The sequence below is a fragment of the Legionella sp. PC1000 genome (assembly GCF_014109805.1).
GTDB classification, from domain to species: domain Bacteria; phylum Pseudomonadota; class Gammaproteobacteria; order Legionellales; family Legionellaceae; genus Legionella; species Legionella resiliens.
The window spans coordinates 2286849-2300298 of the sequence record NZ_CP059400.1; the positions used below are offsets into that span (position 1 = coordinate 2286849).

A 13450-nucleotide genomic window follows, 5' to 3' on the forward strand; every position below is an offset into this window, starting at 1 on the left:
CTGTTATTCTTAGAAATTCTAAACCATAATAAAATTGACTGTAAGTGCTCATTTTGTATATAGTGCCACGCACAATTCAAATGAATCCTTTATCAGGAGAAGCAATGACAAAAAAAACAGCTAAACTTAGCCTAGAAGGCCAAGAGCCGCTTCAATTACCAGTATACACACCTACATTAGGGAATGATGTAATTGATATCACGCAACTGGGTGCGCGTGGCGTCTTTACCTTTGATCAGGGTTTTTTATCGACTGCCTCCTGTGAATCCAAAATCACCTATATCGATGGTGATAAAGGCATATTACTTTACCGTGGTTATCCTATTGAGCAATTGGCTGAGAAAAAGGATTTTCTTGATGTAAGTTATCTTTTACTCAATGGGGAATTGCCCAATGCTGAAGAGAAAAAGAAATTTGTTAATTTAATTAACAACCACACTATGGTACATCAGCAAATGTATCAGTTCTTAAACGGTTTCCGTCGTGATGCTCATCCAATGGCAATTATGGTCGGTATGGTTGGTGCTCTATCTGCATTTTATCATGACACCATGGATTTAAATAATGCTGAAGATCGCTTTATTTCTGCAATTCGTATGGTTGCTAAAATGCCCACTTTTGCAGCAATGAGTTATAAATACTCAATAGGATTACCTTATATATATCCGCAAAATAAAATGTCATACGCCGAAAATTTCTTGCATATGATGTTCAGCGTTCCTACAGAGGAATCCACCCCAGATCCAGTTCTAGTACGTGCTATGGATACGATTTTCATATTGCATGCGGATCATGAGCAAAATGCTTCAACTTCTACTGTTCGCCTTGCTGGATCAACTGGTGCTAATCCTTTTGCATGCATCTCTGCAGGGATCGGTGCATTGTGGGGACCTGCGCATGGTGGGGCAAATGAAGCATGTCTCAATATGCTTAAAGAAATTGGCAGTGTTGATCGCATTCAACATTACATCAAACGAGCAAAAGACAAAGATGATCCATTCCGATTAATGGGATTTGGCCATCGTGTTTATAAAAGCTATGACCCTAGAGCAAAAGTAATGCGCCAAACCTGCTATGATGTTTTGGAAGCTGTGGGAGCAAAAGATGCTCCATTATTCAAACTCGCTATGGAACTTGAACGCATTGCCCTTGAAGATGATTATTTTATTGAGAAAAAACTTTATCCCAATGTTGATTTTTATTCGGGTCTGACTTTAAGTGCTATAGGAATTCCAACCAATATGTTTACGGTAGTTTTTGCTCTAGCCCGTACTGTTGGCTGGATGAGTCATTGGATGGAGATGGTTGCCACCAAATCAAGAATTGGTAGACCTCGTCAGCTTTATACTGGTGAAAAAACCAGAGATGTTCCCTAAAATCAGTGTAGAAACTTTGGAAAAAGTCTGATTTGAGTCCAAGTTGGGTGAAAATGATTCACAAAAACGCCGTATATATGTCTATGTGAGTATTTTGAGAATTATTTTCACCCAATCTGAATAAACTTTATTCTTTTATTTTTTGTAAAGCCTGTCTCCAACCACGATAATCCAGTTCCACTTGTTCTAAAGATCTTTGAGGTATAAACGCTTGCTCTACATCCCAACGTGCATGCAGTTCATCCAAAGAGTTAAAAACGCCACACCCCAAAGCCGCTAATATTGCTGCCCCCTGGGCTGTTGTTTCAATATTTTTGGGTTTTTGGACCTCTAATTGACATTGATCAGCTAAAAATTGTAAAAACCATCCGTTGACAGACATTCCACCATCAACGCGTAATAGTGATAGGTCCAATTGACTATCTTCTCGCATACAAAGGCATACTTCTCGAGTTTGATAGCAAACCCCTTCTAATGCAGCTCTGGCAAAATGCGCCCTATTGCTCGATAAACTTAAACCAACTATGGATGCTCCAGGCGCTGATAGCCAGTGAGGAGCACCTAAACCTGTAAATGCGGAAACGAGATAAACCCCCTCATTTCCACTTAATGAATTCGCCAGTGTCTCAGTTTCATCATCATTGTCAATCAGTTTCATGGAGTCTCTTAACCATTTTACAGCTGTACCAGCATGATAAATGCTTCCTTCCAGTCCATAAGTTGTTTGTCCCTGAATCTTGTAAGCAATAGTTGTTAAAAGTTTATGTTGTGATAATACGGGTTTACCTCCCGTATTGAGTAATAAAAATGCCCCTGTACCAAAAGTTGCTTTTACCATTCCCATTTTGAAGCAACATTGACCAACTAATGCAGCTTGTTGATCACCAGCAACTCCTGTAATTGGTAGTTCAATACCAAGCCACTGTTTATCAATTATTCCAAAATGGCTGTCACTGGCACAAACTTTAGGTAAAACGGATTCAGGGATCTTAAAATAATTAAGTAAATCTAAATCCCATTGTTCTTCGTTAATATTAAATAGCATCGTTCTTGACGCGTTGGTCACATCAGTCAAATGCAAATGTTCTGTGGTTAAACGCCAAATCAGGAAACTATCAATGGTACCAAAAGCTAAGTCACCCTTATCTGCCAATATTTTTGCTTCAGGATTATTTTCTAAAAGCCATTTTAATTTAGTTGCGGAAAAATAAGGATCGGGAATTAAACCAGTTTTCTCTTGAATCATGGATGCATCAGCTACCAAAGTCTGGCAATATTCAGCGGTTCTACGATCCTGCCATACAATAGCTGGGGCAAGACATAAACCAGTTTTTTTATTCCAGATTACCGTAGTTTCTCTTTGATTTGTTAAGCCACAAGATACTATGTGATCTACAGTAACTTGAGATACCACATCCCGCATTGCAGTTAAAGTTTTTTGCCATATTTCTTCCGGATCATGTTCGACCCAACCTGCTTGAGGATAATACTGCATGAGCGGATATTGACTGGAGGCAACTAATTCTCCATGAACAGTGTATATCATGGCACGTGTGCTGCTCGTTCCTTGATCTAGCGCAAGTAAATAATTCATTGTTGCAGAGTTCCTTATCCCATGTGTATATTGTAAGTGTATACTTTTTTTGTGGAGACCAAAATATGAATTCGGTTTTTGATGTTGCAATTATTGGTGGCGGCATCAATGGCTGTGGTTGTGCTGCGGATGCGGCATTAAGAGGATTGTCTGTAGTGCTCCTGGAGCAAGATGATTTAGCCTCTAAAACATCCTCAAGCAGTACAAAGCTCATTCATGGCGGGTTAAGATATTTAGAAAATTATGAATTTGGAATGGTTAAAAAAGCAATAACCGAAAGACAAAGACTCTTAGACCTAGCGCCGCATTTAGTCCATCCTCAAGCCATGGTTCTCCCCTATGAAAAACACATGCGTTCCGCTTGGTTTTTGCGTTTAGGTTTATTTATTTATGATCATTTAAACAGTAAAAATCGCTTGCCTAAATGCAAAGTAATTTATAAAAAAAGTAAAAAGGAATATTTTTCTGCCCTAATCAATAAACTGAATATGGGATTCCTCTTCTATGACGCTGTCACTGATGACGCTCGCCTAACCATTGCTAATGCAATTCAGGCGAAAAATCATGGAGCCAGCATACGAACGTACTCTACAGTAATTCATGCTGAAATTGTAAATAATTTATGGCAATTAACAGTACAACCTAAAACAGGCTCAAACTATATACTCTATGCCAAATCAGTGGTAAACGCAGCGGGACCATGGGTTAAATCAGTCGAACAACTTACTCAAACTCCAGACCGACAAAAAATTAGTTTAATTAAGGGGAGCCATATTATTGTCCCGCAAATTTATGAGGGTAATCACGCATATTTATTACAACATCAGGACAAGCGTATCATCTTCGTTATTCCTTATCACGGATTTAGTATGATAGGTACAACCGATATTCCGTTAACTGATGATAATCCAGGAAATGCAAGTATTAGTAATGAAGAAATTCAGTATTTAATTAAATTAGTTAATTTATATTTTGAATGCAAAATATCCGAAAAAGATATTATCTATACTTGGAGTGGCATTAGGTCTTTACTTGCCGATGAAAACAAGGAAGCAAGCGCTTTAAGTCGTGACTATTCCTACAAAATACATTTTAAACCGACGCCTATTGTTACAATTTATGGTGGTAAAATAACCACTTACCGCCAATTGGCAGAAGATGTCATTAATCAGCTGCTGCAAACATTCCCACAAATGGGCCCCTCGATGACAGCCTCAACTCCCTTGCCGGGGGCTGTTTTTGAAGGAATGAATTTTGAGCAATATACGCAATATGCTAAGGAGAAATACAAATGGATGGATAAAGACCTATTGCAGCGCTATTTATATACTTATGGAAGTCGTATGGAACTATTTCTTGCTCCTTGTAATAGTAGAGAATCCTTAGGGAAAAAGTACTGTACCTACCTTTATCAAGTTGAAGTAGATTATTTGATTTTAGAAGAATGGGCGCAAAGCTGTGATGATATACTCAAGCGACGAACCAAGCTCGATATCATCATTGATGAAGCAGGAAAGAAAGAACTTACAAAATACTTATCGCAAGTTATTTCTCATCCTTTTCTTCAAGCTCCGCTTTTATTGCACTGACATCAACTGCCACTGCTTGCTCAACCAACTCCTTGAGCGTAGAGGCTGGCATACTGCCAGCATTTGAATAAATTACAATCCCTTCTTTGAAAACCATCAGATGAGGAATTGAGCGTATTTCAAAAAAGTCAGATAATTGTTGCTCTGCTTCAATGTTTACTTTTGCAAATTTTATATTAGGAAACTGTTCAGCAACTTGCTCATAAACCTTAGAAAATTGCTTACATGGAGCACACCAGTCAGCCCAAAAATCAATAAACACAATTTCATTTTTATCAATTAAAGATTGGAATTCAGCATTAGTTATATTGAGGCTGGCCATATTTCTTCCTTAGCTTCGATCGAGCTGACAATTTTTTGAAAGACCTCATCTACATCACCCGTACCGCTAATACTATGAAACTCAGGAGCACCATGAGTACCACTCTCAGCCCATGATTTATAGTAATTGACTAAAGGTGCTGTTTGACTGCGATAAACTTCTAAACGTTTTCTTACAGTTTCTTCTTTATCGTCTTCGCGTTGGATTAAAGCTTCACCGGTAATATCATCTACTCCCTCGCGCTTTGGAGGATGGTTATGAATATGGTAAACACGACCAGAAGGTTGATGAATACGTCGCCCACTGATTCGTTTAATGATTTCCTCATCATCGACATCAATTTCAATGACATGATCTAAATAGATTTCTTCCTGCTTCAGAGCATTTGCCTGTACAATTGTTCTAGGGAAGCCATCAAATAGAAAACCATTGGCGCAGTCACTCTTTTTTAATCGTTCTTTAACTAAACCAATAATAATGTCATCGGGTACCAGACCGCCTGTCTCCATAATCTTTTTAGCACTTAGTCCCAAGGGAGTTCCTTGTGCAATAGCCGCACGCAGCATATCACCTGTGGAGATTTGCGGAATTTGATAACGTTCTATCAAACGCAAAGCCTGGGTTCCTTTTCCTGCACCCGGCCCACCCAAAAGCATTAATCGCATTAAAAAAACTCCTTAGTAATCTATATTACTGAATATATTATTACTTATTAAACCATATAAATTCAAATATAACCTAGTTTCCGCCTCGCCACGTCCAGGCTACCACCTTGTTGACCCCCTAAAACCAGGATCGTGATTCAAACCTCTTTTTACACGAATTAAGTTGCGCTGCATAAAGTTGTGAACGCACTTTTACTTTGCGAGCAACAGGGATTAACCATGATTTTCTCAAATAGGTTTTACGCTGATAACCACCTATACCTTCATGGTAGGCTAAATAAAGTGAATAAGCGTCTGTACGCGGAATTCTTGCCTTTTTATAAGCTTCATTTGCATACCAGCCAATGAAATCCACACCATCACTAAAATCACCGCGTGAAGCAAACCATCCTCCACAATTTTGTTTGTAATGATTCCAGGTACCGTCTAATGCTTGGGTATATCCATAAGCTGAAGAAGGTCTTTTCCAGGGAATAAGACAGAAGAGTTTTTTACGTGCAGGTCGTGCTCGGGCATTAAATTTTGATTCCTGATGGATAATAGCCATTTGCACTGGAATTGGAACCCTCCATCGGCGTTCAACATCCTTGGCCTCTTTATACCATTTAGGATATTGTCTAAATATATTGCAAAGGTTATTGACATCCGCAGGAGGATGGCTAACACAAGCAGTAAGAAACAAAGCAAACAACAAAAAGGCTATTCGCAACTTCTTAAAATTTTGTAATAGAGCGTCCATGAGCAGCCAAACAATAAAAACATCATTTTAACAAATTTAAGCACTACAATCCACGAATGATGAACTCAAAATAAGTTGTTATTTTAAAAAATAAATTACTATTTCCCTGAATTACCCCGTGTTAAGATATAGATTCATTCATGATAAATTAAGTTAAGCCAATGACTATTCTTGTATTCGATATAGAGACAATCCCTGATATTGAAACTGGACGTAATTTATATGATCTGCATGGATTGTCTGATAAGGATACTGCAGAGGCGATGTTTGCTTTACGTCGAGCCAAAGTTGGTCATGATTTTTTACCTCATTATTTGCAAAAAATTTGTGCTATTTCTTTAGTTATGAGCCACGGATCTCAAATAAAAGTTTGGTCTTTAGGTGATGAGTCCTCTGATGAAAAAGAACTAATAACTCGTTTTTTTGCTGGAATTGACAAACATACCCCAACTTTAGTCAGTTGGAATGGCAGTGGCTTCGATTTGCCGGTTTTACACTATCGCTCCTTATTCCATGGGATTACAGCACCTACTTATTGGGAAAACGGTGAAAATCAACAAAATTTCCGTTGGAACAATTACTTAAGTCGATTCCATTATCGACATCTTGATCTTATGGATGTTATTGCAGGATATCAAAATAAAGCTTTTGCTCCCTTGGACGAGATATCAAGTATGCTTGGATTCCCTGGAAAAATGGGTATGAGTGGCTCTAAAGTATGGGAACACTATTTATTAGGCCAAATAAAAAGTATTCGCGATTATTGCGAGACAGATGTGCTCAATACCTATTGTGTTTTTCTACGATTTGAGCTGATGCGAGGCATACTTCAATATGATGAATATCATCGTGCATTGGAGTTACTCAAAACATATTTAAGCTCCGAGCAAGAGAAAATACATTTACAAGAATTTTTAAACCATATGGCATAAAACAAATTCTCATCTCTCACCCTGCGGCTTGTCTGCTGGGGCCAGTGGTTTCCGCGAACAAGCCGTGGGGGCGGGATATCGGAGTAAAGCCGAGCTGATCTTTCAACGATGTATATAGATTTAGATGATTCATCCACGCCGCAATTTTAGATTGTAAAAGATCGATGACCAGTAAAAGATGACTCTAATCGATCTGCCTCAATAACTGCAAGGGCATTCTTATACTCTTCGCTTTGTAAAAGATCCAAAGTTTTTGCGAAACGCTCTTTCCCCAAATTTTCATATTCATTCTTCCCCACAGATTTGGCGTCATTTGCCAATTGGGTCCATGACCAAAGAGTTATCCACCACTCCACAACCGGTTTATACGCGTTGAACCATGCCAAGATTGAATCTGTAAGCTTTTCTTTCCCAAAATACGCAGTTAAATAAATTAACTCTTGTTCTTTGCTGAGTTTTGCTTCTCTTGCAAAATAAACAAGATCCCACATAAAGTCGTTATTGCTTGAATATTCCCAATCAATTTGATAAAAAACCTCCTGTTTCTTTAATCCCAAAAGCGACATCAAGTAGTTCAATGGTGTTGAATCATTATGGCATGGACTCATTTCAATTTCATAAGAAGAGAACAAATTCTTCAAATACAACATCTGTTTCACTACAAAATCCATTTCCTTGGGGAAAACAAAATTTTTTATTTTCAAGCGCTCCACTAATCCTTCATTACGTTCAAAAACAGCAGTATCATTATCAAAGCGTTCCGAGGTATGTAACTTTTTTGCCATACCGGCTAGAGTTTGCAATATGTCAACACGTTGTAATGTTTTTTCATCTAAAACTTGAGCATTTTCTATAAACTTAGTTAATAGCAATCCATCTGGAGCAAAATGTCCTATAGGCACATTAAGACCTAAAAGCGATGCCTTACGTGCATTTTCTAATTCGTGTTTACGTGATGCGGAAAATAATGATACTTCTCCAGGGATTCGTAATACCCACCGTTGGGGTTTGCTACGCTCAATAAACTCTGGACTGACAACAGGAGATTTTATGAGCGATTTGGCTATATTGGGCCCCAATTGGACTCGGTATACAGTATTTGTCATTCCTCCCGACATTAATTTTAGTCTTAATACATCAAGGCCTACCTTAGAAAGCAGTGGAATGCGATGAATCGTTGGCAATAAATTTATATATTTTTGGGCTAATTTTACGAGTTCGTTCCATTGATGATTAACAAGGGATGCCTTGAACTGCGAAGCGGGATCAAGTAGACTAAGGATGTAGATCATTAAATGTTCATTAATTCTGGGTTTGCCGCTGTCTTCGCCAAAAAAATACCATTTCATAAGATTGTTTCGCAAAATTGAACATCAACAGAGTATATAAAAATTAGTCATAGAATTACAGAGTAGTACACTTAAAGAAAAAATTAATCAACAAGGGTCTTGTTATGGCTGAACCCCTTATTCCTATATCAAAAAAACAAGCACTTATATTTACCTGCTTTTTTGTCATGTATGAGTTCTTAACTTATATTGCCAACGACATGATTATGCCCGGCATGATTCATGTTGTTCATTCTTTTAACGCGCCTGAATCTGTTGTAGCGACCTCTTTGAGTGTTTATATTCTTGGAGGGGCAAGCCTGCAAATCTTTTTAGGGCCCATATCGGATAGTTATGGGCGCAGGCCTATGATGCTGCTTGGTGCATTCCTATTCTTTATTTTTACTTTATTTATTGCCTGCTCTAATTCAATGAGCCAGTTTTTGATTGCACGCTTTCTTCAAGGTATGGGCTTATGCTTTATTGGGGTAATCGGCTATGCAACAATCCAAGAGATTTTTGAAGAGATGGATGCGATTCGCTTAATAGCGATTATGGCAAATATTGCGATTCTTGCCCCATTATTAGGTCCTCTCATCGGAGCCATAGTCATTCATTATACTTCATGGCGTTACATCTTTGTGACCATTGCGTTTGGAGCTCTTGCTACATTATGGGGATTGTGGCGATACATGCCAGAACCTATAGGACAAATAAAGAAGAATGGAGAACTAATTCCTAAAACCAAATTCTCAGCCCATAAAGTATTTAAAAACTATAAAGATCTCTTTACCAATAAAAGGTTTTGCTTTGGTACTTTAGCTGCCGGGACAGTGGGTATTCCCTGTATTGCCTGGATTGCATTAGCGCCGATCATTTTGATTGTTGAGGCGAAACTTACAGTAATTCAATATGGGCTTTGGCAACTTCCTGTATTTGGTGCAACCATTCTAGGCAATTGGTTTTTACACAAATTAACCTACAAATACAAAATTGAACAAATAGTTTTTTTAGGCTGTTTTATCATGATTTTTGGGGCAGTTTTAACTTCTTTGCTTCCTTTTCTTTATGGGAATGCCTATTATTATTTGCTGCCTGGAATAATTATTTACTTCTTTGCGCTGAGTGTGATTAATGCACCTCTAAATAGATACTGTCTTTTTGTAACGCCGGTAAGCAAAGGCACCGCATCTGCACTAGTTAGTCTATGTGTTATGGTTGTGGGTGCAATAGGAACAGAAATAGCCAATTTATTTTATAAACAACACAATAACCTTCATTTTGCGCTTTATTGTAACGCAATCCAATTCATATTCCTGATATTTATAGGATTAACTTTTTTACCTAAAGATCCAGTCGCAGATGAAAATAAAGAGATATGAGTGACAACAACTAACACGTAGCATATCTTGCTGTTCTTTACTCCTGAGCCGTTTAAGGGCACTATAGATTTAAAAATATTTGCACAAAGGTCTCTCATATAAACTAACTAGGGTGATGACTCTTTTAACAGGCAACTTTAAACTGACTTGAATTTTTATTAAATTCATATTAAATCTATTAAGTTATTCGACGCACTCTATTGCCAACATTCATTCTTAAGGACAAGAAATGCTAAAGAAAATCCAAATGTTCTCTTTATTAATAGCGAGCACATTGTTCTCTACAGTTTCGGCAGAAACATACAAAGTCGCAGCCACAAAAGACACAGTAACTCTTGGCCTATTTACCCTGGATAAAACACCTGTTGTTAAAGTTCACTCTGGAGATTCCGTATCTCTAGAAACTTGGAACAGTTGCTTGCATGAAATGGTCTTTAATAAAACAACACCCGCTGAAGTTGCAAAATTCTATACAAAATATGACATTCAAAAAAGACGTGGCATGCATAGCTTAACCGGCCCTGTTTATATTGAAGAAGCAGAGCCCGGAGACGTACTTGAGATTCGAGTGTTAGATATCAAATTAAATGATTTCGGATATAATTTTTTAAGCCCTACACAAGGGATTTTATCAGAGTTTACTAAACCAAGAATCATGTACTTCAAATATGATAAAGAAAAGAACACCACGGAATTCACCAAGGGCATATGCTTACGCCTAAAACCCTTTCCGGGAGTTATCGCAGTAGCTCCACCTCGAGATTGGCCTGATGGATGGCCAGTGAATTTAGAAACTCATATGGGCCAACCTGTTCCAGGACAGTTCAACTCAGTCCCGCCAGGCCCCTTTGGGGGGAACCTTGACCAACCAAGCCTGCAAGCAGGATCCATTCTTTATCTGCCCGTTTTTCAAAAAGGTGCTTTAGTTTGGACAGGTGATTCACATGCCATGCAGAGTAATGGGGAGATTGATGTCACAGCACTCGAGACCTCCTATGAAGGAATCACGCTCCAATTTATTGTAAGAAAAGATTTAAAAGCTGAAGGGGTATTTGATAAAACCAAACGAAATGGGAACAGTTTATTCACATGGCCTATTGTCGAAAATGCTGAGGAATGGATAATAATGGGTTTACATGAAAACCTGTTTGAAGCGATGCAGCTTGCCTCTAAGAATGCAATTGACTTTTTAGTACGCACCCAGGGGTTCACGCCGCAAGAAAGTTACCAATTTTTAAGCATGGTAGGTGATTTCAAGATTCCAGAAGCAGTCAATGTCATTAAAAACGTAGCTGTTCATATTCCTAAAGAAACGTTCATGCACAATGGGAAGGCGACCACACTTAGTGCTGAAGGCAAGTTCCCTCTCGCAACGCCTAAGATCAATGAAAAGGCAACCTGTGTGCCTCAAGAAGGCAAAATTATTGAATAACCTTTAGGTAAAAAAATGAATAAGATCTCAGTTTACTTATGCTTATACCTCACGGCTTCAATTTCCTTTGCTACTCAAATTGTGCTTGATAATAAAACAGATTACCCTGCAAAAGATAATCGAGGCAAAATAGCAGTGCAATGGGTAACATCCGCTGAGGCCATTAATGAAAGCAATAAAACCATCATTAATGGTTCAAAATTAGATTTAAGTTCTCTTAAGATTCTCTCTCAAAAGGGGAAATCAAGCTTACTCTACCTAATCATGCCAATTACTTTAGAGTAGTGGTTTGGTCAACTGGCAAAAAGGGGCCTGATTTACTTACAAACTGGGTAGATATTGTTCCTGATAAAACCTATATTGTAAACCAAGACCAACTTGCATCAGCAATATTAATGTCAGGTGCAGGCTGCTAGTCCGTCAAAATTTTTTTTAAGCTTGTGGCAGTTTCTAGGAACCTATTAAAGCCACAAGCTTATAAAATTGCTTCCTCCAAGTCTGAATATCCCCTTGTTCCATCTGTACTTTTTTGAACACTCGATACGGCTCAATTCCTGTAACAATTGTTGATTTAGGTCCTAGAAATTATTGAATCCAGCTTGAGAAAAGTATATGGTGAACGATGTAAAGAAAAACATGTGCATGTCTATGCTTTTAAAAGAAAAAATATGATCAAATTATTATTTTTTACCTTACTTATTCTCTTAGATAGTATTTATACTATTGCTAATTCCAAGGCATCACAATCTGTCCCTATAGAATCAACGATCACGATATCAAACCCCAAAACTTTAGCAAGTAATTCGAGCATAAGTTCTAACCCAGCTGCGGTCAATGTGACAACTGGATCGAGCGTTATTCAACGTTATTTAGAGGAAAAACTAGGCATCCAAAATAATCATGGAATTATGTTTCAAGGTGCTTGGATAGGTGATACGAATGAATTGTTTTCAGGAGGAATTTCAGATGCTGATCGTGTGACATCCAATAGCGTACTTTTATTGGATCTTACTGTAGATACGGAGCAGTTTAATGGGTGGAATGGAGGATTATTTAGCGCTCAGTTTCTGCAACAAAATGCTCAGAATACCAATGCGCAAGCAGGTATTATTCAAGGGTATAATTCATTGCCAGATGTTTATCCTTTTAACCGATCCGAGCTTTATGCGCTTTGGTATAGACAAGCCCTTTTTGACAAAAAAATGTTTGTTCGAATTGGAAAAACGATCACCACACTTGATTTTAATAACGTAATCAAGCCCGCATCACTTAGTTCTCATGCCCCCAATATCCCTGCTGTGACAAGCTTGATTTATACTCCAATTTTCATCAATCCATCAGTAGATGGGGTAATGCCGGGCTATACGAATACCGCATATGGTATTACCATGACATTAGCCCCTATTACACAATGGTACATTTCCTATGGCATATATGATGGCAATTTGGCCAGTGGCAAACAAACAGGATTATCAGGTCCAACGTTCAATGGAAATTATTTTCAGGTTGGTGAAACCGGTGGAGCCTGGGTTGTAGGCAAAAATCATCGTCCAGGTACTGCGGGAATAGGTGTATGGCATCAAACAGGATTAATTCGCCAGCACGATCTTACAGAAAAGGGAGCAACAGGTGCTTATCTATTTGGTTCCCAGCGCTTATGGTATCGTCATCCTGGATATGACATTAGTGGAATTTCTGCGTTCTATCAATACAGTATCAATAATTCCAGCGTTTTACCGATGAAACAATCCATTGGTGCAGGTTTGACTGTATTTGGCCTTATTGCAAATCGTGAAGGAGACTCACTTGGAACAGGATTTTCTCTTGCTTGGCTCAATCATAGGATTACAAATCGCTCTTCTGAGTTAATGTATCAAATTTATTATCAGGCAAAAATAATGAACAATATATATCTTGAACCTGCACTTTCATACATACCTACTCCGGGACAAGATACTCATTTACCTCCTGCATTTGCTGGAACATTACGTGCTATTGTATTGGCATAAAAGCAATTACTGCAGATACTATTTGATAAATCACCTCATTTTTATCTAAATAAACATCATACACATCAAGTATTTGACATGA

The 13450-nt window shown here is 38.1% G+C and carries 12 protein-coding genes; 7 read left to right on the forward strand and 5 right to left on the reverse strand.

Annotated elements, in window-relative coordinates; all coding sequences use genetic code 11:
* Positions 1-104: 104 nt before the first annotated feature.
* Positions 105-1376, forward strand: coding sequence for a citrate synthase (gltA, locus tag FOLKNPGA_RS10035; RefSeq protein WP_182349787.1), 1272 nt, complete (start codon positions 105-107; stop codon positions 1374-1376).
* Between the two features lie 127 nt (positions 1377-1503).
* Here gltA and glpK read toward each other — a convergent pair whose 3' ends face one another.
* Entirely contained in the window at positions 1504-2970 is a 1467-nt protein-coding gene (glpK, locus tag FOLKNPGA_RS10040) for a glycerol kinase GlpK (protein WP_182349788.1), read from the reverse strand.
* Between the two features lie 65 nt (positions 2971-3035).
* Between glpK and glpD the strand changes: the two genes are divergently transcribed.
* Positions 3036-4559 (forward strand): glycerol-3-phosphate dehydrogenase, encoded by a 1524-nt coding sequence (gene glpD, locus FOLKNPGA_RS10045; RefSeq protein ID WP_182349789.1) that lies wholly within the window; start codon positions 3036-3038, stop codon positions 4557-4559.
* Here glpD and FOLKNPGA_RS10050 read toward each other — a convergent pair.
* The 3 genes from FOLKNPGA_RS10050 to FOLKNPGA_RS10060 form a co-directional block, all read right to left on the reverse strand.
* Positions 4516-4881, reverse strand: coding sequence for a co-chaperone YbbN (locus tag FOLKNPGA_RS10050; protein ID WP_182349790.1), 366 nt, complete (start codon positions 4879-4881; stop codon positions 4516-4518). The genes glpD and FOLKNPGA_RS10050 overlap by 44 nt on opposite strands.
* Entirely contained in the window at positions 4863-5546 is a 684-nt protein-coding gene (gene adk, locus FOLKNPGA_RS10055; protein WP_182349791.1) for an adenylate kinase, read from the reverse strand. Before adk ends, FOLKNPGA_RS10050 begins: the two co-directional genes overlap by 19 nt.
* Before the next feature lie 118 nt (positions 5547-5664).
* The gene (locus FOLKNPGA_RS10060; RefSeq protein ID WP_182349792.1) at positions 5665-6285 is read right to left on the reverse strand and encodes a transglycosylase SLT domain-containing protein; all 621 of its coding nucleotides are present in this window, start codon (positions 6283-6285) and stop codon (positions 5665-5667) included.
* A gap of 161 nt (positions 6286-6446) precedes the next feature.
* Here FOLKNPGA_RS10060 and FOLKNPGA_RS10065 point away from each other — a divergent pair, with 161 nt between their 5' ends.
* Positions 6447-7217 carry a 3'-5' exonuclease gene (locus tag FOLKNPGA_RS10065; protein WP_182349793.1) on the forward strand — a complete coding sequence of 257 codons (771 nt, stop codon included), beginning with the start codon at positions 6447-6449 and terminating at the stop codon, positions 7215-7217.
* A gap of 146 nt (positions 7218-7363) precedes the next feature.
* Here the strand turns inward: FOLKNPGA_RS10065 and FOLKNPGA_RS10070 are convergent, their stop codons facing one another.
* On the reverse strand, positions 7364-8566 hold the full coding sequence (locus FOLKNPGA_RS10070; RefSeq protein ID WP_182349794.1) for a phosphotransferase: 1203 nt from the start codon (positions 8564-8566) through the stop codon (positions 7364-7366).
* Positions 8567-8670: 104 nt separating this feature from the next.
* Here FOLKNPGA_RS10070 and FOLKNPGA_RS10075 point away from each other — a divergent pair, with 104 nt between their 5' ends.
* The 4 genes from FOLKNPGA_RS10075 (at position 8671) to FOLKNPGA_RS10090 (ending at position 13368) form a co-directional block, all read left to right on the forward strand.
* Positions 8671-9927, forward strand: a complete 1257-nt coding sequence (locus FOLKNPGA_RS10075) for an MFS transporter (protein WP_182349795.1) — start codon at positions 8671-8673, stop codon at positions 9925-9927.
* Between the two features lie 229 nt (positions 9928-10156).
* Positions 10157-11359 (forward strand): acetamidase/formamidase family protein, encoded by a 1203-nt coding sequence (locus FOLKNPGA_RS10080; RefSeq protein WP_182349796.1) that lies wholly within the window; start codon positions 10157-10159, stop codon positions 11357-11359.
* Positions 11360-11374: 15 nt separating this feature from the next.
* A complete protein-coding gene (locus FOLKNPGA_RS10085; RefSeq protein WP_255465949.1) occupies positions 11375-11644 on the forward strand; it encodes a hypothetical protein in 270 nt (89 codons plus the stop codon).
* Between the two features lie 383 nt (positions 11645-12027).
* The gene (locus tag FOLKNPGA_RS10090) at positions 12028-13368 is read left to right on the forward strand and encodes a carbohydrate porin (RefSeq protein ID WP_182352827.1); all 1341 of its coding nucleotides are present in this window, start codon (positions 12028-12030) and stop codon (positions 13366-13368) included.
* Positions 13369-13450: the final 82 nt, after the last annotated feature.